The 24,549-nt window shown below is 44.9% G+C and carries 19 protein-coding genes; 14 read left to right on the top strand and 5 right to left on the bottom strand.

What is annotated here, in order from left to right:
- Nucleotides 1–203: 203 nt before the first annotated feature.
- The 4 genes from IGI96_RS04155 (at nt 204) to IGI96_RS04140 (ending at nt 4,743) form a co-directional block, all read left to right on the top strand.
- Nucleotides 204–1,130 (top strand): alpha/beta fold hydrolase, encoded by a 927-nt coding sequence (locus IGI96_RS04155; protein ID WP_086337885.1) that lies wholly within the window; start codon nt 204–206, stop codon nt 1,128–1,130.
- Between the two features lie 125 nt (nt 1,131–1,255).
- On the top strand, nt 1,256–2,335 hold the full coding sequence (serC, locus tag IGI96_RS04150) for a 3-phosphoserine/phosphohydroxythreonine transaminase (RefSeq protein WP_086337886.1): 1,080 nt from the start codon (nt 1,256–1,258) through the stop codon (nt 2,333–2,335).
- Entirely contained in the window at nt 2,336–3,520 is a 1,185-nt protein-coding gene (locus IGI96_RS04145) for a phosphoglycerate dehydrogenase (protein WP_016609459.1), read from the top strand.
- Nucleotides 3,520–4,743 (top strand): DUF1015 domain-containing protein, encoded by a 1,224-nt coding sequence (locus IGI96_RS04140; protein ID WP_010749987.1) that lies wholly within the window; start codon nt 3,520–3,522, stop codon nt 4,741–4,743. The genes IGI96_RS04145 and IGI96_RS04140 overlap by 1 nt, the downstream gene beginning before the upstream one ends.
- Nucleotides 4,744–4,785: 42 nt before the next feature.
- On the opposite strand, the gene IGI96_RS04135 is transcribed toward IGI96_RS04140, so the two are convergent.
- Together IGI96_RS04135 and IGI96_RS04130 are read right to left on the bottom strand one after the other, a co-directional pair.
- Entirely contained in the window at nt 4,786–6,135 is a 1,350-nt protein-coding gene (locus IGI96_RS04135; RefSeq protein ID WP_086337887.1) for an Nramp family divalent metal transporter, read from the bottom strand.
- Nucleotides 6,136–6,291: 156 nt separating this feature from the next.
- Entirely contained in the window at nt 6,292–8,634 is a 2,343-nt protein-coding gene (locus tag IGI96_RS04130; RefSeq protein WP_086337888.1) for an ABC transporter ATP-binding protein/permease, read from the bottom strand.
- A 138-nt stretch (nt 8,635–8,772) separates the two neighbouring features.
- On the opposite strand from IGI96_RS04130, the gene IGI96_RS04125 reads away from it, so the two are divergent.
- From IGI96_RS04125 to IGI96_RS04090, 8 genes are all read left to right on the top strand, one after another.
- A complete protein-coding gene (locus IGI96_RS04125; RefSeq protein WP_086337889.1) occupies nt 8,773–9,258 on the top strand; it encodes a MarR family winged helix-turn-helix transcriptional regulator in 486 nt (161 codons plus the stop codon).
- A 160-nt stretch (nt 9,259–9,418) separates the two neighbouring features.
- On the top strand, nt 9,419–11,206 hold the full coding sequence (locus tag IGI96_RS04120; protein ID WP_005228237.1) for a glycoside hydrolase family 13 protein: 1,788 nt from the start codon (nt 9,419–9,421) through the stop codon (nt 11,204–11,206).
- Between the two features lie 304 nt (nt 11,207–11,510).
- Entirely contained in the window at nt 11,511–12,563 is a 1,053-nt protein-coding gene (locus IGI96_RS04115) for an aspartate-semialdehyde dehydrogenase (protein ID WP_010749982.1), read from the top strand.
- A 122-nt stretch (nt 12,564–12,685) separates the two neighbouring features.
- A complete protein-coding gene (locus IGI96_RS04110; RefSeq protein ID WP_010749981.1) occupies nt 12,686–14,368 on the top strand; it encodes a ribonuclease J in 1,683 nt (560 codons plus the stop codon).
- Nucleotides 14,369–14,610: 242 nt separating this feature from the next.
- Nucleotides 14,611–16,050 carry an MFS transporter gene (locus IGI96_RS04105; protein ID WP_015510327.1) on the top strand — a complete coding sequence of 480 codons (1,440 nt, stop codon included), beginning with the start codon at nt 14,611–14,613 and terminating at the stop codon, nt 16,048–16,050.
- 198 nt (nt 16,051–16,248) lie between these two features.
- Nucleotides 16,249–16,932, top strand: a complete 684-nt coding sequence (locus IGI96_RS04100) for a metal-dependent hydrolase (RefSeq protein ID WP_005228247.1) — start codon at nt 16,249–16,251, stop codon at nt 16,930–16,932.
- Between the two features lie 37 nt (nt 16,933–16,969).
- The gene (locus IGI96_RS04095) at nt 16,970–18,301 is read left to right on the top strand and encodes a DRTGG domain-containing protein (protein ID WP_438784838.1); all 1,332 of its coding nucleotides are present in this window, start codon (nt 16,970–16,972) and stop codon (nt 18,299–18,301) included.
- A 54-nt stretch (nt 18,302–18,355) separates the two neighbouring features.
- A complete protein-coding gene (locus IGI96_RS04090; RefSeq protein ID WP_086337890.1) occupies nt 18,356–19,309 on the top strand; it encodes a DHH family phosphoesterase in 954 nt (317 codons plus the stop codon).
- 140 nt (nt 19,310–19,449) lie between these two features.
- On the opposite strand, the gene dapD is transcribed toward IGI96_RS04090, so the two are convergent.
- The 3 genes from dapD to dapA are packed head-to-tail and all read right to left on the bottom strand — an operon-like array spanning nt 19,450 to nt 21,826.
- Complete coding sequence (gene dapD, locus IGI96_RS04085) at nt 19,450–20,163, bottom strand: 2,3,4,5-tetrahydropyridine-2,6-dicarboxylate N-acetyltransferase (protein WP_005228253.1); 714 nt, start codon at nt 20,161–20,163, stop codon at nt 19,450–19,452.
- 12 nt (nt 20,164–20,175) lie between these two features.
- On the bottom strand, nt 20,176–20,931 hold the full coding sequence (gene dapB / locus IGI96_RS04080; protein WP_015510324.1) for a 4-hydroxy-tetrahydrodipicolinate reductase: 756 nt from the start codon (nt 20,929–20,931) through the stop codon (nt 20,176–20,178).
- A gap of 13 nt (nt 20,932–20,944) precedes the next feature.
- Nucleotides 20,945–21,826 carry a 4-hydroxy-tetrahydrodipicolinate synthase gene (dapA, locus tag IGI96_RS04075; RefSeq protein ID WP_008380503.1) on the bottom strand — a complete coding sequence of 294 codons (882 nt, stop codon included), beginning with the start codon at nt 21,824–21,826 and terminating at the stop codon, nt 20,945–20,947.
- 222 nt (nt 21,827–22,048) lie between these two features.
- Between dapA and IGI96_RS04070 the strand changes: the two genes are divergently transcribed.
- Nucleotides 22,049–23,218 carry a M20 metallopeptidase family protein gene (locus tag IGI96_RS04070; protein ID WP_005228259.1) on the top strand — a complete coding sequence of 390 codons (1,170 nt, stop codon included), beginning with the start codon at nt 22,049–22,051 and terminating at the stop codon, nt 23,216–23,218.
- Between the two features lie 4 nt (nt 23,219–23,222).
- The gene (gene lysA / locus IGI96_RS04065) at nt 23,223–24,539 is read left to right on the top strand and encodes a diaminopimelate decarboxylase (RefSeq protein WP_010749977.1); all 1,317 of its coding nucleotides are present in this window, start codon (nt 23,223–23,225) and stop codon (nt 24,537–24,539) included.
- Nucleotides 24,540–24,549 lie beyond the last annotated feature (10 nt).

Raw genomic sequence — 24,549 nt, 5'->3', positions numbered from 1 at the left:
AATAATGAGGAAGTTTTTTAAATCCAAGCCATGGGTGATGATCGTTTGACTCCTGCTACTTTGTCTTTAGACAATGTGGCAGGATTTTTTTATCCTTGAAAATTCCCAACACCTACCGCCATAGCCTAAAATTCCATGTATAATAAAGAAAACGACCGTTTTATTTGGCGAAGGGAAAAGAAAAAGCAAAAGAGGTGCGAACTATGAGGATGAATCAAGAAAAGCTGACTTCATCAAATGGGAAGGATCAGCTTTTTGTCAAAACGTGGCTGCCAGAAGAACAGCCGAAAGCAGTCGTGCAAATCGTTCACGGAATGATCGAACACATTGAACGTTACCACGAGTTTGCGGAATGTTTGACTGCGCAAGGCTATGCGGTGGTCGGTCATGATCACTTAGGGCATGGGCAATCCGTGAAAGAAACACAGGCCTATGGGCATTTTGGTGAAAAAGAGGGCGCCAACTATTTAGTGGCAGATGTGGGAGTGGTCCATCAGTACGCAGCTGCTTGCTACCCAGACCGACCATACTTTATCTTAGGGCACAGTATGGGGTCGCTGGTGTTACGGAATTATTTGTTTAGTCAGCCACATCCATTGTCAGGAGCGATCATCATGGGCACCACGATGGAAAAAGCCGTGCTGATGCAAGGAGGCAAACTCGTTACGAGCTTGTTGCGCCCGTTTGCCGCTCAGCAATGGCCTTATCACGTAATGGAACAGCTGGTTTTTGGCCAGCACAACCGGCGTTTTCGTCCCAATCGGACCGCCAAGGATTGGTTGACCAGTGATCCGCAACAAGTGGATCGCTACTTGAAGGACCCTTACACGCAATTTCATTTTTCCTTAGCGGCTTACAAGGATCTCTTTACATTGACGCAAGCTGCCAGTGATCCGGATCAACTGCGCAGGATTGATCCAGAATTGCCGCTGCTCTTGATTTCAGGTGCAGATGATCCTGTGGGGCACTATGGCAAAAGCGTCCGCCAATTGGCTCAGCAGCTGAAGCAAAATGCTGACGTGACGATGTATTTGCTTGAGCAGGGACGTCATGAGATTTTGAATGAGCGCAACCGCGAGATCGTTTACAATGAAATTTCTCGCTGGCTGTTTGAAAAAATGCCGAAATGACGAACGTTAAGAAATTGGTAGTCTTTTCTGAAAATTCAAAATTATTTTCTCTTTTAAGGCTTTTTTCATTTTCTGCTATCTGTTATAATGATTTTCACATCTAACATAAAGGAGAGATTTTTTGTATGACAGTTTATAACTTTTCAGCTGGTCCTGCCGTATTGCCCCGTCCCGTATTGGAGAAAGCACAATCCGAACTTTTGAATTACCGCGGAAGTGGGATGTCCGTTATGGAGCTGAGTCATCGGTCCTCCTTGTTTGAAGCGATCATTAAAGATGCAGAAGCACTTTTACGAAAATTGATGGGAATTCCTGAAAACTATCAGGTACTGTTTTTACAAGGCGGCGCGAGTCTCCAATTCAGTATGATCCCTTTAAATCTTGCACAAAACAAAAAAGCCTTATACGTAAATACCGGTTCTTGGTCGAAGAAAGCTATTGAAGCAGCAAAAGCGCTTGGAAACGTGACGGTGGAAGTTGTTGCCTCTAGTGAGGATCAAAACTTTACCTATATTCCAGAAATTTCAGAAGATGCGATCGATCAAGAAGCGGCTTATTTGCATATCACCACGAACAATACCATTGAAGGGACGGCCTTTCAAACGATTCCGCAGGCTGGCAACGTGCCGATCGTAGCGGATATGTCCTCAAATATTTTAGCCAATGACTATCGCGTAGAAGACTTCGGTGTGATTTATGCTGGGGCCCAAAAGAATATTGGTCCTGCAGGGTTGACTGTAGTGATCATCCGAGAAGATTTACTCAATGATGATGCTGTCTTCGCTCCAATGCTGGATTATCGTCTACAGGCTAAAAATGACTCATTGTACAATACACCACCAACGTATGCTATCTATATTGCTAAATTGGTGTTTGAATGGTTGGAAGAATTAGGCGGCATTCCTGTCATTTTAGAACAAGACCGCCAAAAAGCGGCGCTTTTATACGAAACGATCGAAGCCTCTGCTCTTTACAGTAGTCCTGTGGCTGTTGACAGCCGCTCACTAACGAATATTCCTTTTGTGACAGGGGATAAAGCATTAGATCAGCGCTTCAATGAAGAAGCTGTCAAAGCTGGCTTTGAGAACTTGAAAGGGCATCGTTCCGTTGGAGGAATGCGAGCAAGCTTGTACAATGCCTTTCCATTAGCTGGCGTTCAAGCGTTAGTCGACTTTATGAAATCATTTGAAGCGGAGGTCAAATAAATGTTCCAAATTAAAACATTCAATGCGATCGCACCAGAAGGATTACAGCGTTTAGAAAAAGAAAAGTATGCCATCAACGAAAGCGACCAACCGCAAGGGATTTTGCTGCGCAGCCAGAAATTGCACGATTACGCTTTTCCTGAAAGTGTCTTAGGTATTGCCCGTGCAGGGGCTGGGACCAACAACATTCCCGTCAAAGCATGTACTGAAAAAGGGATCGTCGTCTTTAATACGCCAGGCGCCAATGCCAATGCGGTCAAAGAATTAGTGATCGCTAGTCTGCTCTTAAGTGTCCGTCCGATTTTACGAGGTGCCCAATGGGTCCAAACCTTGAGCGGTGATAATGTGGAAGAACAAGCAGAAGCGCAAAAAAGTCAATTTGCTGGAACAGAGTTAGAAGGCAAAAAGTTAGGAATCATCGGCCTTGGTTCTATTGGAGCGATGGTCGCCAACGATGCTTATCGTCTAGGGATGGAAGTAGTCGGTTATGATCCTTACGTGTCAGTGGATACTGCTTGGACGATCTCTCGTCGGGTCAAGCGTGCCAATGATATTGCGGAAGTCTTTTCAACCTGTGATTTTATTACGGTTCATGTGCCGCTAATGGAAAACACGCATCATCTCGTCGGGGAAGCCGAACTTGCGAAAATGAAACCAACAACGAAGCTATTCAACTTTTCTCGTAAAGAAATCGTCGATACAGATGCCGTTTTACGTGCGTTAAAAGCCGACCGTTTAGCGGGCTATACGACTGATTTTGCGGATGAACAATTGCTGCACAATGAAAAAGTCCTCGTCTTGCCGCATTTAGGTGCATCAACAGAAGAAGCCGAAGTCAACTGTGCCAAAATGGCAGCCCGAACATTGAAAAAATTCTTGGAATTTGGAACCATCAAGCGCTCAGTGAATTTTCCAACTGTTGAGATGGCTTTTCATTCGCCTTATCGTCTGACGATCATCAATCGCAATGTACCGAATATGTTAGGTCAGATTTCATCGATCATTGCGGAATCTGGAATCAATATCGACAATATGCTGAATCGTGGACGGGAAGACTTTGCTTACACCCTAGCCGATGTCGCTTCTGAAGATGAAGCCTTATTGAATCAATTAGCAGATAAACTGCGGGAGAACGAAAACATCGTTCGTGTACGGGTCATCAAGAATCAGGAGGTTGGGTATTAATGGTTCAAGTATTTCCGTTTAAAGCCATTCGTCCAGAAGCCTCATTGGCAGAAAAAGTGGCCGAGCTACCGTATGACGTGGTCAATTCACAAGAAGCCGCAGCGTTTGCGCAAGGCAATCCTTACAGCTATTTCCACATCGACCGTTCGGAGATCGACTTGCCAGGAATCGATCCTTATGATCCACAGGTGTATCAAAAAGCGGCGGAAAATCTTGCATCTTTTCAAGAAGAAGGCTGGTTGATTCAAGAAACGGCGCCCGCATATTATTTGTATGAATTGACGATGGCTGGTAGAAGCCAAACTGGGCTTGTCGCCTGTACCTCGATCGATGATTATGTCGCTGGGAAAATCAAGAAACACGAGTTTACCCGTCCAGAAAAAGAAATCGATCGGATCAATCATATTCTGGCATGTGATGCCAATACAAGTCCGATTTTCTTGAGCTATCGCCAACCAGCAGCAGTCAAAGAAGCGATCGATGCGTGGCAAGCAGAGCATGCGCCAATCTATGATTTTGTCAGCTATCATGAGGTGCAACATCGTGTTTGGCTGATCGATGATCCAGCGCTAGTCGCCTCTTTTGCCCAGCAGTTTCAAGCTGTAGATGCCCTTTATATTGCGGATGGGCATCACCGCACAGAGTCAGCAGTCAAAGTCGGCTTGCAAAAGCGAGCCGATGGCCAAAGCAGTCAAGAAAGCGACCGCTTTTTAGCGATTTTATTCCCAGAAAATGAATTAGCGATTTGGGAATACAATCGGGTTTTGCGGGTACCAGTGCCAGAAAACTTTTTTGAGCAGGCAGCCCAGCATTTTACGATTCGAGAAACTACAAGGAAGAAACCAGCGCAACGTGGTTCGATTCATCTGTACCTAAACCATGCGTGGTGGGAGTTGACCATCAAGCCGGAAGCTGTGCCGCAAGATGCGGTAGGACAGCTGGATGTGTCGCTTTTACAACAATACGTGCTGGCTGATATTTTCGCGATCCAAGATGTGCGGACAGACAAACGCATTGATTTTGTCGGCGGAATTCGTGGTCCAGAAGAATTGGAACGTTTGGTGGATAGCGGAGAATGGACATTGGCCTTTTCCATGTATCCAACGCAAATGGCCGATCTTTTGGCAGTAGCTGATGCGGGAGAAATTATGCCGCCAAAATCAACTTGGTTTGAACCAAAACTGTTGAGCGGTCTGTTTTTACATGATTTAGAAACGAATTAACCAAAAAAAGCTTACGAGGCTACCTCGTAAGCTTTTTTTCTATTAGAAGCTGCCGAGTGTTTCGATGATCAAGCGGACATTCAAGACCGTCAGTGCAATGGCACAGATCCAGCCTAAGGTAGAGACCCATAGCGGATTCTTGAAGCGTTCCCCCATGATTTTTTTTGAGCTGGTAAAAAGAACCAACGGAATCATCGAAACGGGTAAGGCGATGCTTAAAAAGACTTGCGAATAAATCAGCAGATCGTCCAAGGCTTGTTCGTTGCCGCCAAAGTAAATCGTACAAAGCAAGACGGGGATCACCGATAAGCCACGGGTGATCAGACGTCGCGCCCAAGTAGGGATCTTCATATGGATAAATCCTTCCATCACGACTTGCCCTGTCAGTGTCCCAGTGATCGTTGAATTTTGACCAGATGCCAAGAGCGCCACGGCAAACAGAACGCTCAAAACTGGACTGGCGACAGCACCAGCAATGGAGGAATCTTGCAATGCATCGAACAGCGCGGAGAAGGTGCCGACTTCTTCACTATGACCAAAGAACAAGGCACTTCCTAAGATCAAAAGCAGGCAATTGACCAAAAACGCAGCGGATAACTGGATGTTGGAATCCCAAGTAGCGAACCGCACGGCCGTTGCCACTTCTTGGGTATCGCTGCGATCGATTTTTCGTGATTGGGAGATCGAAGAATGCAGATAGAGATTATGCGGCATCACAGTCGCACCAACGATCCCCAACGCCATTGTCAGCTGTCCATGGTTCAAGACTTGCTTTTGGGGAATAAAGCCTTGCAAGACAGCAGGCAAATTTGGTTGAGCAATAATGACTTCGTAACAAAAGACCAGCATAATGACCAAAATCAGTGTCATGACGATCGCTTCGATTTTTCGGAAACCCAATTTCATTAAAAAGAGCAGAAGCAGTACATCGAAAATCGTTAAGATGACCCCAACTAATAAAGGTAAGCCGAATAGTAGATTGAGAGCGATCGCTCCTCCGATCACTTCCGCGATATCCGTTGCCATGATAGCCAATTCGGTGACGATCCACAAGACAAAGCCTAAGCCTTTGCTGGTGTGTTTACGAGTTGCTTGCGCAAGGTCCATCTGGGTCACGATCCCTAGCTTGGCTGCCATGTATTGCAGCAGCATAGCAATCAAACTGGAAATCAAGATCACAGAAAGTAAGAGATAGCCATATTCAGCACCGCCACCGATCGAGGTGATCCAGTTTCCTGGGTCCATATAGCCCACGGCTACCAATGCCCCAGGACCAGAAAACGCTAAGAGATTGCGCCAAAAGCTGCCGTTTTTTGGAATGGCAACTGTATTATTTATTTCTTCCAAGCTAGGACCGTTGGCCGCTTGGATCAATTTTTTTTCATCATTCATCGTTTCACGTCCTATCTTTTTAGGTATACCTAAAAACAAATCTATTGTATTCCTCATTTATGAATTTTTCAAGAGAAACCTTTTGGAAGTCAGAAGGAAGGACAAAAAAACAGCAGCCAAAGGAATGGCTGCTGTCTGTTGGGTTTTCTTATAAAATTAGTCGGCGCGTAAAGCGATCGCTGCATCTTTTTTCGCTGCCATTCGAGCTGGTATGTGGCCGCCGATCATCGTTAGGACGGTGCTGACAGCAATCAAGATCAGGCCGTGGACCGGATTTAATTGAGCAACATTTTCCAGATCAGTCATACTATATAAGATCGCGTTGATCGGGAATGTGGCTAACCAAGCAATCAGGACACCTAAAGCTCCTGAAGCGATCCCTAAAATACAGGTTTCGGCATCAAAGACGCGGGTGATGTCTTTTTTACGAGCACCTAATGCTTTTAAGACCCCAATTTCTTTCGTACGTTCTAGCACAGAGGTGTAGGTGATGATACCGATCATGATCATGCTAGTTACCAAGGAGATTCCTGCAAAAGCGATCAAGACGTAGGTGATGGCATCCATCAAGCCACCAGTCAATTGAGTCATCGTACCCGCTAAATCGGAATAAACGATTTGGTCTTCTTTGTCTTTGCCTTTGTTGAAGTCATCCAAGTAATCAAGGATTTTTTCTTTGGCACTGAAATCATTCGGATAGATCATAATGCTGTTTGGTGAATCACTGCCGCCAAGATAAGCGATCAATGAATCTTTGGCACTTTCGTCAACGGGTTCATTCGTCATCACGTTGGTGTCGCTGTCTTTTTGGGCTTGGACGATCGCTGAGTCTTGGTTTTCTTTGATGACTTCTTGCGCGAGGGCATCACTGTAGGCAATGCCAGTTGACAGCAAGTTCATCGTAGAGTTTTGCTTGATACGTAAGATTCCGCTGATCGTTAATTCTTTGTTGTTACTGTTATCGAAAACGTCATTTAAATCTTGATTTGGAATGAAGTTTCCAGTTGGTAATTCGGTGTAAAAGGCATCATTAGACGCCAATGTGATTTTTGTTCCCACGATATCGTCGAAGGACACCTTGTCGCCATCTTCAATGTCAAAACCGAGATTGATCAATGCATTGACATTCGTTACGTTGTTTTCATCGACGATCAAAACGACATCTGTGCTGGCACTTGGGTAGCTGCCTTCTAAAAGGTCGTAGTTGTCTTTTAAGAAATTGCCGTTATCCTCTGATAACTGCTCGGGGAAAGTCGAAACCCCAATCCCGGTGGAGGCACTCATGGCAGACATCATGGCATTGGTCTGTTCATTGTCAGGCGATGCATTGGAGAAGCTGACTTGTTCCACAGTATCGTCGATCTTACGGAAAAGGTTCAAGGAAGTGGAACGAGTGTAGCCGATATTGTTGCTTAATTCAGGATCAATGTCGTTGATGTAATCGAGAAACTCTTGATCGATTTTGTTGATATGGGTTGCGCGATCCGCATCACTTAATTTGGCAGTGACCTCTTTATCTGAAGGGAAATCTTCCGATTTATCCCGCGTCCCCATGGCCGATGGATCTTGTTCAGTGGCTACTTGCGAGATCGTGATCGGAAAACGAGCTAATGTTTCTGACTGGGTATTGTCGATTTGTTTTTGGAATCCCGTTGACAGGGACAAAACAATGGCGATTCCGATGATCCCGATACTAGAAGCAAAGGCTGTCAAGAAGGTGCGCCCTTTTTTGGTGCGGATATTGTTAAACGACAAACGTAAGGCAGTCATGAAACTCATTTTTGTGTGCTTTAATTCGAATTGGTCTTTCTTTTGTCCTTCGACATGAGGGTTTGAATCTTTTATGATTCGTCCGTCTTTGAACTCAATGATCCGTCCAGCGTATTTGTGCGCCAAATCAGGATTATGAGTAACCATGATGACCAATTTTTCTTTTGATAGTTCTTGGATCAGTTCCATGATTTGGACACTGGTCTCTGAATCCAAGGCACCCGTTGGTTCATCACAAAGAAGGATATCAGGATCATTTGCTAAGGCACGAGCGATCGCTACCCGCTGCATTTGACCACCAGAAAGCTGATTTGGTTTTTTGTGCATATGCTCAGCTAAGCCCACACGCGTCAAAGCATCGGTTGCTTTGGCGCGTTTTTCTTCTTTTGACACACCGCTCAAGGTCATCCCAAGCTCGACGTTGTCGATGATGCCTAAATGACTGATCAAATTGTAGCTTTGGAAGACAAAGCCGATCGAATTGTTCCGATACGCATCCCAGTCACGATCTTTAAAGGATTTCGTTGATTTACCGTTGATGATCATATCACCAGAATCGTAATTATCTAAGCCGCCGATCACGTTCAACATGGTTGTTTTCCCAGAGCCGCTTGGCCCTAAAATGGCAACAAACTCTTGTTTACGAAAGGCGACGGAGACACCATCGAGGGCTTTTGTAGTACTGGCGCCAACCGTATAATACTTCTTGATATCTTTTAATTCTAACATGCTGTCACTCTTTTCTTGCCGTTTTCACGATTATTTTCATTATGTAACCACGCTATCATAATGGTTAACAAAAATCAACGATTATCATTGTTTAAACAAATAATTTATACTAAACTAAAGACAGAAAAGAGGGAGAGTATGGAAAAAGCGTTAGGAACATTCAATATGGCGGTATTTGCGGAGATCTTTTCGCTGATGGGAAACATATTGTTTGAAGAAATCGGTCTGGAAGATTTAAAATTGACCAAAATGGAAATCTTGGAACTCGTGGTGATCTCTAGTAATGAAGGAATCACGATGTCCGAGTTGGCCCAGCAAATCGGTACGTCAAAAGTCCAAATCAGTCGTTCGATCTCGGGGTTAGAAAAGGCTGGCTTTGTGGTCCGCAAAACCAACGACGTCAATCGCCGCAACGTCAATGTTTATTTGGAAGAAGCTGGGAAGCAGTTGTTTGTCCAAAAGAAAAAACAAGTGGAAGACCGCTTGAATGCCAAAACCGCTCAAATGGCTGCAGAAGATATCCAGCAGTTGAGTCAGTCGTTGACGGAAGCAGTGGGGATCTTGCGGAAATATGACATTTTACGGACTGGCAATCAATGTGAGCAAAATACGCCGTTTGATTAAAAAAAGGCGAAGCAATCGTTTGCTTTTTAATTACTGGATTAATTTCATATTAACTTATATTATCGATTTTTTAGATAAAGCAACCGATTGCGTTTTTCTCTTGTTTTGACTTCTGATTTGTGCGACAATGAGTATATCAAACAAGTCAAAGGAGTCTGCTATGAATACTACTGCCATTTATCATCGTCCCGAAAGTGAATTTGCGTATTTGTACGAGAAGGATAAAATGCATATCCGTTTGCGTACCGCCCGTCAAGACGTCCGCCATGTCCAGCTGCTTTGCGGTGATCCTTACACACTGTATAAAGAAGCTTGGTACCAGCAAAGAATTGAAATGAAAAAAATTCTTTCCACGGACTTGCATGATTATTGGCAAGTATCGGTCGGAGCAGAATTCCGCCGTTTGTCTTACGGCTTTTCCATCGAAAGTTACGATGGGTTGCATGTCTTTTATGGAGACCACGGGGTCTATCCTTTTGAGCAGCAATATTTAGAAATGAACAACAATTATTTTCGGATGCCTTACTTCCAAGAAGCCGATCGTTTCAAAATTCCCGAGTGGGCAAAAGAAACCGTTTGGTATCAAATCTTCCCTGAACGCTTTGCAAATGGGGACCCATCAAATGATCCAGAAGGTGTATTGCCATGGGGTTCAAAAAATCCCGATCGCCAAGACTTTTTCGGCGGGGATCTGCAAGGGGTCATCGATCATTTGGATTACCTCGTTGATCTAGGAATCAATGGAATCTACTTCTGTCCGATTTTTGAGGCCTATTCGAATCACAAGTATGATACCATCGATTATTTAGCCATCGATCCAGCGTTTGGGGATAACGACACCTTTAAACGCTTAGTGGAGGAATGCCACAAACGCGGTATCAAAGTCATGCTAGATGCTGTGTTCAATCATATGGGGGATACTTCGCATCAATGGCTAGATGTCATCAAAAACGGCAAAGATTCGCCCTTTGCTGATTGGTTCCACATCAATGAGTTTCCTGTCAACTACAAAGAAGGGGAAAACTTTGAAGATGCTTATGACATCACCTATGATGTGTTTGCCTTTACGCCGCATATGCCAAAACTCAATACAGAAAATCCCGATGTGCAAGATTATTTGTTGAAGATCGCTCGTTATTGGATCGAAGAGTTTGATATCGATGCTTGGCGCTTGGACGTTGCCAATGAAGTCAGTCACCACTTCTGGAAAAAATTCCGCCAAGTGTGTGATGATGCCAAAGATGATTTTTATATCCTTGGGGAAATTTGGCACTCTTCTCAACGGTGGTTACAAGGCGACGAGTTTCATGCAGTAATGAATTACGCCTTTACGGATGCAATCATTGAATATTTTGTCAAAGACGAGATCTCTATGACGAAAATGGTCTCGGAATTAAATAACCAGCTGATGTTGTATCGGGAGCAAACCAATCAAGTGCAGTTCAATATCTTGGATTCTCATGATACCCCGCGCTTGTTAACTTTGGCTCGAGGAGACAAAGACTTGATGCGCCAAGTGATGGCCTTTACGTATCTGCAACAAGGCGTTCCTTGCCTGTATTACGGTGATGAGATCGGTTTGACCGGCGATATGGACCCGGATTGCCGTAAATGTATGATTTGGGAAGAAGAAAAGCAAGATCGTGATCTCCTGCATTTCACTCGCTCATTGATCAGCATTCGCAAAGACAACCAGAAAGTCTTATCAGAAGGTTCCTTGAGTTGGAACTGGGTTTCGGAAGAGGATGGACTGATCATTTTCGAACGAGAGTTAGGGGCACAGCGGATCATCGGTATTTTCAATACGGGCGATGACCAAATCACCCTTTCTCGTCCTGATTCGATCCTGATGGAACAGTTTGTCCAATTGGAAGATGAAACGATGATTATTGATAACAAAGGCTTTGCTATCGTGAAAGTAAACAACGAAGAATCGAATGAAGCATAAAAATGAGGCAAGAATTGCATATGCAATTCTTGCCTCATTCAATGTTTTGGGTATTTTTAATTTCCCCATGCACGTTGGAAAGAATCTTCCCCAAAATTCCTTCTGTCGGTATTATATCCTATAACACCTGAATGTGACAAATGATAACCCTTAAATATAGGTAGATTTTTTCTGTAAAGGGGGAAAAGATTGAAAATTTAGACAGTATTGCCTTCTTTTTGTGCTTCTTTCCACGAAAGGTCTTTTCTTTTTTACAAGATATGATAAACTAGTAAAAATGTATTTTTATTCGAGGAGTGATTTGATGAGTACAGGGTATCACGTAGCAGTTGTCGGGGCTACCGGCGCAGTAGGAACAAAAATGATTGAGATGTTGGAGAAGACCACGTTGCCGATCAAAAAAATAACGTTGTTGGCATCCAAACGTTCTGCTGGGAAGACCCTTGTGTTCAAAAATGAACCGCTCGTTATTCAAGAGCTGACCACAGATTCCTTTGCAGGCGTCGATATTGCATTGTTCAGTGCCGGTGGCGGCATTTCAAAACAATTTGCTCCAGAAGCAGTCAAACACGGTGCAGTCGTGATCGACAATACCAGTCATTTTCGGATGGACCCGAATGTTCCTCTAGTCGTTCCTGAGGTGAATCCTCATGCATTAGCGCAACATAAAGGAATCATTGCCAATCCGAATTGTTCAACGATTCAAATGATGGTGGCGTTAGAACCGATTCGTCAAAAAGTCGGTTTATCGAGGGTCTTGGTTTCGACGTATCAAGCAGTTTCAGGTGCTGGCGCCCAAGCCTTGGCTGAATTGACTCGTGAATCTCAAGAATTATTAGCTGGCAAAGCCGCTGATGAACTAAACCCTGAGATTTTACCAGCAGGCAGCGACAAGAAGCACTACCCGATCGCGTTTAATGCCTTGCCGCAAATCGATGTTTTCGCCGAAGAGGATTATACTTACGAAGAGTGGAAAATGATCAATGAAACGAAGAAGATCATGGAAGATACGCAGATCAAAGTAGCAGCTACGTGTGTGCGGATCCCTGTGTTTAGCGGTCATTCAGAGTCGATTTATATCGAGACCAAAGACCATGCTAGTGTTGAGGAAGTCAGACAGTGGATCAGCGAAGCGCCAGGAGCTGTCTTGCAAGATGATCCGAGTCAACAAGTGTACCCGCAAGCTTTGACCAGTGTGGACAAAACAGAAACCTTTGTTGGTCGGATTCGCAAAGATTTGGATGTCGAAAACGGCTTGCATTTATGGGTCGTTTCTGATAATTTGCTGAAAGGGGCGGCATGGAACTCCGTTCAAATCGCCGAAAGCCTGCATCAGCAAGGATTAGTTCATGTGTAAACCATAAGTTTTTCAGAAAAGTGTGGTGAATGCCACGCTTTTCTTTTTTTTGTTGTATAATAATAGGGACGGCTTATGCTTGGGAAATAATACAGTAGAAAAAAATTAAGAGGTGAATAAAAGTGGAAACGATAAAAATCATTCCTCTTGGCGGTGTACGCGAAAACGGAAAGAACATGTACATTGCTGAAGTTGGCGAGGATATATTTGTGCTGGATTGCGGTGTCCGTTATCCAGAAAATGAATTATTAGGGATCGATACAGTGATTCCAGACTTCACATATTTAGAAGAAAATGCCGACCGTGTGGCGGGTGTCTTCTTGACCCATGGGCATGCAGATGCGATTGGTGCATTGCCTTATTTCTTGGAGAATATCCAAGTACCGGTCTTTGGGACCGAGTTAACGATCGAACTAGCAAAATTGACCGTGAATAAAAATGAAGCTACCAAGCGCTTCAAAGATTTTCATGTGATCGATGAACATTCGGAGATCGACTTTGGTCATGCGACCATCAGCTTTTTCCGTACGACCCACTCCATCCCTGATTCTGTTGGGATCAGCGTCAAAACAGAAGCTGGCAATATCGTTTATACAGGAGATTTCAAGTTTGACCAAACAGCGATCCCTATGTATCAAACCGATTTTGGCCGCTTAGCGGAAATTGGAAAAGAAGGCGTCTTAGCATTGCTAAGCACGTCTTCAAATGCCGAAAATCCAACGCCGATCGCTTCTGAATTGACGATCCAAGATGAAGTTTATGACAATATCCGTTACTGGGAAGGTCGGATCATCGTCGCTAGTGTTGCCAGCAATTTGCAACGGGTGCAACAAGTATTAGATGCGGCGTTTCGTTCTGATCGCAAAGTCGTTTTGACCGGGCAAGATTTTGGTCGGATCATCAAAACGGCCATGAAGTTAGGGAAATTAAAATTACCTGCCGAAGACTTACTGATCACCCAAAAAGAAATGAAAAAATACTCAGACGAACAGTTGCTGATTTTAGAAACAGGTCGTATGGGTGAACCAATCAAAGCGTTGCAAAAAATGGCCAACGGCTCTCACCGGACGCTGCGCATCAAAGAAGGAGATCTTGTTTACATCACAACGACGCCGACAACGGCAATGGAAACTGTGGTTGCGAAAACGGAAGATATCATCTATCGCGCTGGCGGTACCGTGAAACAGATCTCGGATAATTTCCGTGTTTCTGGTCATGCCAACCCGAATGATCTGCAGCTGATGTTGAATATGATGAAACCGAAGTACTTTATCCCTATTCAAGGCGAGTACCGCCAATTAGCCGCCCATGTGGACTTGGCGCAAGAAGTCGGGATTCCGATGAAAAATATCTTCATTACTGCTCGTGGAGATGTGTTAGAGTACAAAAAAGGCGAAATGCTTGCCGCAGGTGCGGTTCCAGCTGAAAACGTCATGATCGATGGGATCGGTGTCGGTGACATTGGGAATATCGTCCTGCGAGACCGCAAAGTCTTATCTGAAGACGGAATCTTCGTTGCGGTAGTGACGATCAATCGTCGCGAAAAGAAAATTATTTCTGCACCACAAATCACTTCTCGCGGGTTTGTCTATGTGAAAGCCAGCCGCGATCTGATTCGTGAAAGTGGCGAGATCGTGGAAGAAATCGTAGAAAAACACCTTCATGATGAAGAGTTTGAATGGAGCAAATTGAAACAAGATATCCGTGATCGTTTGAGTCGTTTCTTGTTTGAACAAACCAAACGCCGTCCAGTCATCTTGCCGGTCATCATGGAATCAAGCCAAAGAAATCGCAACCGTAAATAATTCGTTTTGACCTACTGACAAAAGCAGGTGAAAGAATAGCCGTTTGACGGCCGATTTCTTTTCACCGAAGCTTTTGTCTTTTTTTATGTAAGAAAACAGGTGGCGTTTTTTTTACAAAATGACCCTTATTTTGGTCGTGATGAGCAGATAAGGATTGACGGCGAATGGATTTCGATCAATAATACAAAGTTGTCCCCCTAAGACTAGAGGAACAAAACAAGCAAAGAGAGGATGGTCGATTTGTGAATAGTTATCAAGAAAATCCCGTAGTACAACAGAGAAAGTGGTGGATTCTCATTGCTGTTTCGATGTTTACCTTTATGTCAACACTGGATGGGAGTATCGTAAATATCGCTTTGCCCACGATCTCGGCAGATATGGGTGTCCCTATGAATCAAGCGGAGTGGGTCGTATCCGTCTACTTGATGATCGTTTGTGCCTGCCTTTTGTTATTCGGTAAGGTAGGGGATAGTTGGGGCAAGATCAAAGTATTCCGCTTGGGGATGCTAATTTTTATTATCGGTTCGCTGTTATGCGGGTTTAATCATTCCTTAGCATTTCTGCTATTTGCCCGAGTCGTGCAAGCGATCGGTGCCAGCATGACGATGGCGACAAATACCGGAATCATTACTGAAGTTTTTCCTATGAGTGAACGAGGACGTGCCTTAGGGATGATTGGTGCCTTTGTTTCGTTAGGATCCATCGCCGGTCCTGGATTAGGCGGAGTGATTTTGGCGCATTTTTCTTGGCCGTTTATTTTTTGGATCAATGTTCCAGTCGGTATTCTGACGATGATTGCTGGAGAAAAGGTGTTGCCAAAAGATATCACCATGAGTCATGATTCCATCGATAAAACCGGGTTTGTGCTGTTTTCAATTGCAATTATCAGCTTCTTCGGCGGCATTTTTCTTGGACAAGAGCGTGGCTTTCTAACGTGGTTGCCGCTGCTGTTGGTGGGGATCGCCTTAGTGGCATTCATCGTCTTTTTGCGAGTAGAAGCGCGTGTGAGCAAACCGCTGATTACCTTTGGGATCTTTCGTAATAAAATTTTCACCATGAGCCTGATCACGGCGTTGCTGATCTTTTCTGCAAACTTTTTTGTCAATGTCGTGATTCCCTTTTACTTGCAAAGTGCCCGAGGCTTAACGCCGAGTGTGGCAGGAATGCTGATGATGGTCTTTCCTTTGATGATGGTCATCGGTTCACCACTTAGCGGCTATTTGACGGACCGTGTAGGACCGGAGATCTTGGTCTTAGCTGGCTTAGCGTTGCTGTCCATCACTCAGCTGATGTATATGTTTATGAATCAGCATACGCCGATTTGGTACTATGTCGTCGCTACTGCCATCATGGGGTTAGGCAATTCGTTGTTCCAATCCCCCAACAATACGATGGTGATGAGCAGCGTCACCAAAGAAAATCTTGGGGTGGCAGGTAGTCTAAATTCCTTTGCCCGTAACTTGGGCATGGTCTTAGGGATATCCTTAGCAACGACGATTCTTTATGCCGCAATGAGTCAAGCCTATGGGAAGCATGTGACGACCTATATCGCAGGTCGGGCAGATATTTTTGCCTATGGCATGAAAATCACCTTCTTTGGGGCGTTCCTTCTTTGTATCACGGCGTTATTCTTAACAGTCTGGCGCATCTATAAACAAGGCGGACGTAAGAAAACGCTATGATCGCTTGAAGTCATCAGGTCGAACTGTTCTATTCCTTATTCAGAAAGGGTAGAACAGTTTTTTTATTTTTCTTGACAAGAACCAGAAAAAGGACGGATGTAATAAAGCTGCCAGAATTTGTGCTTTTGGATTTCTGGCGTTATCTGTTATAATGAAAAATATTAGACTGTATTACTTAGATGGAAAGGGGAATGTTGTATGAAACTTACGTATCACGGACACTCGGTGCTTGCTATCCAATTAGCGGATGGCCAAAAATTGTTGTTTGACCCTTTTATTACTGGAAATGCTCTGACTGATTTGGATGCAGACACAGTGGAAACCGATTGGCTTTTGATCACGCATGGTCATAGCGATCATATTGGGGACATGGTGCCGATCGCCAAAAGAAATGAAGCACCAGTGATCAGTGTCGTTGAAATTTGCCGCTATGCAGCCCGCAAAGGCGTTGCTGAGACGCATGGCATGAATATGGGAGGCTCTTTTGAGTTCCCGTTTGGCAAAATCTCAATGGTGGAAGCGAAACACAGCTCTGGTCTTGAAGAAGACGGAACGATGATCTATATGGGCAATCCAGTGGGGATCATTTTAGAAGCAGAAGGCAAAACCATCTACCACGCTGGCGATACTGCCCTCTTTAGCGATATGGCGATGATCGGTGAACGTTTCGACATCGATGTGGCGTTTTTACCGATCGGGGATAATTTTACGATGGGCGTTCAAGATGCTGCAACAGCAGCGGCGCTTTTAAACGCGAGCAAAGTAGTACCGATCCATTACAATACGTTTCCAATGATCAAGCAAGATCCGCAAACCTTCGTGAATTTATTGCCGGCAGGTGTGGGCCAGATCCTTGCAGTCGGTGAGACATTAGAAGTTTAAGCAACAGGAAGATTTGTAGTAGGAATAGGGGATAATTATGGCGACAAAACACGACTTGATTTTAGCGCATATCGAGAATCTGCCTGTAGGCGATCGCATCTCGGTGCGGGGAATCGCAAAAGACTTGAATGTCAGTGAAGGAACAGCCTATCGGGCGATCAAAGATGCGGAAAATATCGGCTTGGTTTCAACGATCCAACGTGTGGGAACCATTCGGATTGAACGGAAACTAAAGAAACACATTGAAAAACTAACTTTCGGCGAAGTCGTCCAAATCATTGAAGGCGATGTTTTGGGCGGCGCAGCCGGTTTAGACAAAGACTTGAACAAATTTGTTATCGGCGCCATGAAGGAATCGGCAATGGAACGCTACATCACGCCTGGTTCCTTAGTGATCGTCGGAAACCGTAATGAAGTCCACAAGTTGGCACTGGAAGATGGCGCAGCCGTCTTGATCACGGGGGGCTTTGAAACCTCAGAGGAAATCTGTCGCTTAGCAGACGAATTGGAGCTGCCGATTTTACAAACGACCTATGACACCTTTACCGTGGCAACGATGATCAACCGTGCCTTGAGCGACCAGCTGATCAAAAAGGACATCATGCTGGTGAGTGACATTTATATGCCATTGGAAAAAACCAAGTATCTGCACACCTTCGATACGGTCAAGGATTACAAACTGCTTTCGGAGTCTACCAATCACTCCCGCTATCCAGTTGTCAACAAGAATATGCGGGTCGTTGGGATCATCACAGCCAAAGATGTCCTAGAAAAGCCTGACACGCAGATCATCGAACGAATCATGACCCGGGAACCACGGGTCGTAAAAAAAGAGATGAGTGTGGCCTCTGCCAGCCATCAGATGATTTGGGATGGCTTAGAAGTGATGCCCGTCGTAGCAGATGACCTTTCTTTGATTGGGATCGTTACACGCCAAGACATCATGAAAGCGATGCAGATGGTCCAACGACAAACACAAATTTCAGATACGATTTCAGACCAAATCTCGGGACAGATGCAAGTCATCGAACAAGATTTTGAAGGGAACAAATTGCTGCAGCCGCATTTCAGCTTTGCGGTGACGCCTCAAATGGTCAATGAAGTCGGAACGATCTCTTTTGGTGTCTTGAGTGAAGTGATCGCTAATACGGCGAAACGAACGATGCAGTTGAATCAACGGCGCAATAGTTGGATCGAGCAAGTCAATCTGCATTACTTCCGTTTGATCCAATTAGAAAGCGAGATCATCATTCAACCGAAGATTCTAGAACTGGGGCGACGTTCGGCGAAAATCGATATCGAAGTATCGATCGAAAATTCCTTAGTGGCAAAAGCGATCGTGGTATGCCAAGTAATGGAACGCCCATAAATCATCGAAAACGGCACTTATGGAAAAATTTTAGAGAGAAAGTTGAGACCATTCATGAAGGTACAAGAAGAAATACTTGCAACAATCAAAGCATTCGACCGAATCATTATCCATCGGCACCAGCGCCCTGATCCAGATGCATTAGGATCACAAGTGGGCTTGGCAGAAATTTTACGAGCTAGTTTTCCCAAAAAAGAAATCTATCAAGTCGGCGGACCTGTTGAAGGATTGGATTACTTGGCGCTGATGCAGACGATCCCTGATGATTTGTATAAAGGAGCGTTGGTGATCGTTACAGATACGGCCAATGCACCACGGGTCAGTGACCAACGCTATGATCAAGGGGCGAAATTGATCAAAATCGATCATCACCCTAATGATGAGCCTTACGGAGAGCTGGTCTGGGTCAATACGAATGCCAGCAGCTGTAGTGAGATGATCGTTTCGTTTTGGCAAATGTTTCAAAACGAGCTGACGATGACGCAAGAAGCGGCTCGTCTGCTATATGCAGGCATTGTTGGTGATACTGGACGGTTTTTATATCCGGCAACGACAGCGACAACGCTGCGCTTAGCGGCTGAACTATTGGATTACGGTTTTGATGCACCGAAGATCAATCGGCAATTGGATCAAGTCTCTCGCAGTGTTGCTCGCCTTTCAGGGTATGTCTACGAAAACATCGAGATCGATGAGATTGGTGCTGGCAAAGTGATCCTATCACAAGAATTGCAGCAGCGTTTTGGCGTAGTGGATTCGGAAACCTCAGCAGTCGTTTCCTTACCAGGGAAAATCGACGAAGTGATGGCTTGGGCGATCTTTGTCGAACAACCAGAAGGCTATTATCGGGTGCGGATGCGTTCGAAAGGTCCAGTGATCAATGAGATCGCCAAACGCCATCATGGCGGCGGACATCCCCTTGCCAGTGGAGCAAACGCAAAAGACCTTGAAGAAGTTGCCGTGATCTATCAAGAGATCCAAGCAGCGATCAAAGAATTTCAAGCAGAATAAACACTTTTACAAGAACATTTACCAATAGAAAAAGGGCGTGCCAAAAGCTTTCGGCACGCCCTTTTTTAGACAAAACGCAGCGCAGGCTCATCACTGAACCCGCACTGCGTTTTTTTGTTTATTTTTGAGAAAAGCGCGGCTTAGCCCCGTAGATCGTCTAAAAATTCGGTTTTGCTTTTCGTTTTCTCGTCTTTCATTTTGATGACTTTGGCTGGTGAGCCAGCAACGACTGCTCCAGCAGGGACATCTTCCGTCACCACAGAACCTGCAGCGACGACTGCACCTTCGCCGACACGGACGCCTTCAAGGACGACGGCATTTGCACCGATCAAAACATTGTCTTCAATGATGACTGGGCTTGCTGAAGGTGGCTCAAGAACGCCAGCCAAGACAGCACCAGCGCCAATATGGGCTTTTTTTCCAACGGTTGCTCGGGCGCCTAAAATCGCACCCATGTCGATCATGGTTTCTTCACCAACCACGGCACCAATGTTGATCACTGCCCCCATCATGATAACGGCATTTTTTTCAATGATGGCTTGGTCACGGATAAAGGCACCTGGTTCGATACGGGCATCGACTTTCGTCAAGTCCAATAAAGGGATCGCTGAGTTGCGGCGATCATTTTCCAGATAGTGATCGGTGATTTTGTCTTGGTGCGCGGTTAAAAACTCAGCCACTTTTTGACTGTCACCAACCACGAAATAGAAGGTGCCGTTACCAAACAATTGGATGCCATCTGCTTGGACGTTACTAAGATCTCCATTGATATAGACTTTTACAGGTGTTTGTTTATTTGCTTCTTTGATGTATTTTGCTAATTGATAAGGATCGGAAAATTGTAATTCTGTCATGAGAGACCACCTTTACTTGTCGATTAGATTTTGCATGGAATAAAAACCAGCTGGTTGGTTGGCTAAAAATTCCGCTGCTTTTAGCGCACCATTGGCGAAGATTTCGCGGGAGAGCGCTGTGTGTTTCAATTCAATGATTTCATCCTGCCCAGCGTAGATGACAATGTGTTCTCCAGGAATCGTTCCGCCGCGAACGGCATGGATGCCCATCTGCTTGCGGTCATTTACTAGATCACTGCCTTCACGCCCGTAGAGATACTCTTTTTTCGTTTCGCAGCTGTCATTGATACTATCTGCCAACAGCAAAGCTGTACCACTTGGTGCATCGAGTTTTTGATTATGATGCTTTTCGATGATCTCAATGTCAAAGTCAGCTTCTAATGCGGGGGTGATACTTTGTAGTGCTTTGATCAGTACATTGATCCCCAACGACATATTGGCAGAATAGAAAACTGGGATCACTTTAGCAGCCAACGGCAGCATCATCTGCGTGTCTTCCGTCAAACCAGTTGTAGCAACCACGATAGGCAGCTGCTGTTCGACACAATAGTTCAATAAGGCAGGGACATTGCTATAATGAGAAAAATCAATCACCAAATCGATCGGCTGCGTGATTTTTTCTGGACGATCATAGATTGGAAAGGGACCATCTAATTGCTCGGTACGATCCAATCCGGCGGCCACTTCTAACTGAGGGTGCTTTGCGATCAGGCTTTGCAACACTTTGCCCATACGACCGTTTGCACCGCTTAATAAAATCTGTTTCACCAAAAACTCCTCCTTACAGCAATCCGTAATTGGTCATTTCTTCTTCTAAATGAACGAGGGTCGCATCTTCTGGGACACCCAAAGGCAAACGATAATGCAATTCGCATTTGCCTAGCAAGGAGACCGCTGCTTTGATCGGCACAGGATTTACTTCACTGAAAATCGCATCGATCAACGGTTTTTGTCGCAATTGCTCTTTGATGGCGGCTTTTACATCACCATTTAAGAAATCAGCAACGAGTTGTGCCGTTTGTTTCGGAGCGATATTGCCGATCGTTGAAATCACGCCAGAGCCACCTAAAGCTAGAATTGGGGTTACTTGATCGTCATTTCCTGAATAGATCGCAAAGTCATCATCCGCAAGACGAGCGATTTCTGCGATTTGCGAAATGTCGCCGCTGGCTTCTTTGATGCCTTTGATATTAGGGATTTTTTTCAGTTCTGCCACAGCTTCAGGTGTTAAATTTAAGCCGGTTCTTGAGCTGACGGAGTATAAGATCACTGGCAGCTCAACGCTTTGACAGATTGCTTCATAGTGAGCGACTAAACTTTTCTTGGTCGCTTTGTTGTAATAGGGTGTTACAACCAATAATGCGTCAGCACCAACGCGCTGTGCTTCTTTTGAAAGATGGATCCCATGTTGGGTGTTGTTGGAGCCTGTTCCGCCGATGACGGGGATTCGACCAGCAACTTGTTTTACCACCGCTTCGATCACTGCGATATGTTCTTCATCGTCTAACGTGGATGCTTCACCGGTCGTACCGCATGCAATGATTGCATTCGTTCCTTGCTGCACATGCCACTCCGCTAACTCCTTCAGCTTATCGAAATCCACCGAACCATCTTGAAGCATAGGGGTGATCAACGCAACGCCAGAACCTTTGAATATTGTCAAACTACGACACATCCTTTCAACCAATTTATTTTTCGTAACTCTACGTATAAGTGTACCAAAACGAGGGGTAAATTTTTCAATAAAAATCGAAACATTTCGACAATTTATACTATAGATTATTCGAATTATATACTATAATATTAAACAATATCAATGAAAAACTGAATATTCGTTGGTTTTTATGGATATTTTTAAAAGGAATGAATAGAAAGGTGTTTTAACATGCAAGTATCGCAAGCAGTCAAAGAATTAACCGAAGACGTGGTTCGTTTTCGTCGTGAATTACATACAATCCCTGAATTAGGGTTAACTGAGTTCAAAACAAAGGAATACTTGCTGCGTCAGTTGCAATCCTTTGGGATCAAAGAAATCTATCCAGTGATTGAAACCGGCTTGATTGCGGTCTTTCGCAGCGATCGCCCAGGAAAGACGCTGGCCTTTCGAACGGATATCGATGCACTACCGATCAAAGAAGAGACAGGTGTTTCCTTTGTTTCCAAACATGAAGGGAAAATGCATGCCTGCGGTCATGACGGCCATATGGCAACGATGCTAGGGTTCGCTAAATATTTGGCAACACATCCTGAAGTGATTCGTGGAACGATCGTTTTGATTTTCCAACCAGCCGAGGAAAGCCCCGGTGGCGCTCAATTGATGATCGATGAAGGCATCTTACGAGATTTTGGCGTGGAAAAAATCGTGGGGCTGCATGTCTTCCCAGACTTTCCCGAAGGAGTCATTGCGAGCCGGAAAGGTCCGATGATGGCCCGTAACGGCGAGATCAATCTAACGATCAACGGCACGAGTGCCCATGGTGCCCAGCCTCATCAAGGACATGATGCCATTTTAGCCGCGGCTGCGATTATTCAAGGATTGCATTCGATCATTTCACGCAATATCAGCCCGCTTTCTGCTGGGGTCATCACTTTTGGGAAGATCCATGGGGGAGATGCGGAAAATATCATTCCCGGTAAGGTCGTTTTAAAAGGAACGATGCGGGCGTTTGAAGATGAAGTCTATGAAACGATGACGCGCAGAATCACCACCGTCGCACAAGAAATCGCCAAAGGATATGATTGCACGGCGGATGTCGAATTCGAACATCTTTATCGTGTCGTGGACAATGATCCTGAGATGGTGGAAGTGTTGGAAAAAGTGGTCGGGGAGAGCTACCGAGAAACACCACCATATATGTTGGCAGAGGATTTTTCGATGTACCAAAAGGAGATCCCAGGTGTCTTTTTCTTTGTGGGTACCCGAAATGAAGAAAAAGGCTATGTCCACCCTTTACACAGCAGCAAAATGAATTTTGACGAAAAAAATCTATTGCAAGGCATCGAATGCTACGTTCGTTTGATCGAGGCGTTGAACGAGCCAACAGACAAGGAGTAAAGCGATGGCAAAAGAAATCAAGAACAATCACTTATACATTGACGGTTGTGATACCGTTGAGCTGGCAAAAACCTTCGGAACCCCCCTTTACGTGTATTCCGTTTCGGAAATTCGCGAAGAATGCCAAAAGATTCAGGCGCAGTTTTTGACGCGCTACAGCAAGACACGGGCAGCCTATGCCGCTAAAGCTTTCTGCACCACAGCAATGCTGCAAGTGATCAAGTCAGAAGGACTCTCATTAGACGTGGTTAGCGGTGGAGAACTGTATACAGCGATCCAAGCTGATTTTCCAGCAGAACACATCGAGTTTAACGGCAATAATAAATCGATTGAAGAATTAGCAGCCGCCCTTGATTATGGCGTAGGACGGATCATCGTTGATGGCATTCAAGAAGTCGGCTTGATCCGCGCGCTATGTCAAGAAAAGCAAGTCGTTGCTAAAATTTTGTTGCGCATCACACCCGAGGTTTCGGTCAGCACCCATCAATTTATCTCGACCGGACAAAAAGATTCGAAATTCGGGATTCCTTTAGATGAAGAAATCTTATTTCCGTTAGTGGAAGAAGTGATTCAAGCACCTGAATTGGATTTCTATGGCCTGCATTTTCATGTCGGCAGTCAATTGTCGGACAATCGCTCACATCTAGCGGCAGTTGATGCGGCTTTGGCCCTTGTCCAAACCATTCATGAACGCTTTGATTATTGGATCAAAGAACTAAATGTTGGCGGCGGCTTTGGCGTTCGATACACAGATGCAGATATTCGCCAACCCTACAGCTACTTTTTAGATCCTGTGATGGAAAAAATCGACGCCTTTTATGCGCAGCACCAGAGCGAACGTCCGACCATCGTTATTGAACCTGGGCGCAGTATCGTCGCAGAAGCAGGTATCAGTTTGCACACCATCGGCAGTATCAAGACATTGCCGGGAATCAGAACATACGCCAGCATTGACGGTGGCATGACAGACAATATTCGTCCGGGTCTTTATCAGGCAACTTACACTGGGATCTTAGCCAACCGCGCTTCCGAAGCTGCGACACAAAAGATCACCATTTCTGGCAAAGCTTGTGAGAGCACGGACATCTTAGTAAAAGACCTTGCATTACCGCCCGTTGAAACTGGGGATCTGTTTGCTACGTTCGCAACAGGAGCTTATGGCTATTCGATGGCCAGCAGCTACAATAATTTACAGATTCCTGCAGTCGTCTTTGTGGAAAACGGCCAAGCGGAATTAGCCGTTAAACGCCAGTCCTACGAGCAAATGCTGCAAAATGAAGTGGTTCCTTCGTTTCTAAAAGAGGGAGCTTCCAGCAAGTAAAATTTTGAAA

The sequence above is a fragment of the Enterococcus sp. DIV0421 genome (assembly GCF_051713745.1).
Classification (GTDB): domain Bacteria; phylum Bacillota; class Bacilli; order Lactobacillales; family Enterococcaceae; genus Enterococcus_D; species Enterococcus_D casseliflavus.
Note: the sequence above shows the minus strand (reverse complement) of the source record. Positions and strands in the feature narration are given on the sequence as shown.

Excerpts from the sequence above, each read along its gene's own strand:
- IGI96_RS04155 (WP_086337885.1), top strand. The coding sequence starts at position 204 with ATGAGGATGAATCAAGAAAAGCTGACTTCATCAAATGGGAAGGATCAG.
- IGI96_RS04140 (WP_010749987.1), top strand. The coding sequence starts at position 3,520 with ATGGTTCAAGTATTTCCGTTTAAAGCCATTCGTCCAGAAGCCTCATTG.
- IGI96_RS04070 (WP_005228259.1), top strand. The coding sequence starts at position 22,049 with ATGCAAGTATCGCAAGCAGTCAAAGAATTAACCGAAGACGTGGTTCGT.
- IGI96_RS04095 (WP_438784838.1), top strand. The coding sequence starts at position 16,970 with ATGGCGACAAAACACGACTTGATTTTAGCGCATATCGAGAATCTGCCT.
- IGI96_RS04090 (WP_086337890.1), top strand. The coding sequence starts at position 18,356 with ATGAAGGTACAAGAAGAAATACTTGCAACAATCAAAGCATTCGACCGA.
- serC (WP_086337886.1), top strand. The coding sequence starts at position 1,256 with ATGACAGTTTATAACTTTTCAGCTGGTCCTGCCGTATTGCCCCGTCCC.
- IGI96_RS04135 (WP_086337887.1), bottom strand. The coding sequence starts at position 6,135 with ATGAATGATGAAAAAAAATTGATCCAAGCGGCCAACGGTCCTAGCTTG.
- IGI96_RS04120 (WP_005228237.1), top strand. The coding sequence starts at position 9,419 with ATGAATACTACTGCCATTTATCATCGTCCCGAAAGTGAATTTGCGTAT.
- dapD (WP_005228253.1), bottom strand. The coding sequence starts at position 20,163 with ATGACAGAATTACAATTTTCCGATCCTTATCAATTAGCAAAATACATC.
- lysA (WP_010749977.1), top strand. The coding sequence starts at position 23,223 with ATGGCAAAAGAAATCAAGAACAATCACTTATACATTGACGGTTGTGAT.
- IGI96_RS04115 (WP_010749982.1), top strand. The coding sequence starts at position 11,511 with ATGAGTACAGGGTATCACGTAGCAGTTGTCGGGGCTACCGGCGCAGTA.
- IGI96_RS04125 (WP_086337889.1), top strand. The coding sequence starts at position 8,773 with ATGGAAAAAGCGTTAGGAACATTCAATATGGCGGTATTTGCGGAGATC.
- IGI96_RS04130 (WP_086337888.1), bottom strand. The coding sequence starts at position 8,634 with ATGTTAGAATTAAAAGATATCAAGAAGTATTATACGGTTGGCGCCAGT.
- IGI96_RS04145 (WP_016609459.1), top strand. The coding sequence starts at position 2,336 with ATGTTCCAAATTAAAACATTCAATGCGATCGCACCAGAAGGATTACAG.
- IGI96_RS04100 (WP_005228247.1), top strand. The coding sequence starts at position 16,249 with ATGAAACTTACGTATCACGGACACTCGGTGCTTGCTATCCAATTAGCG.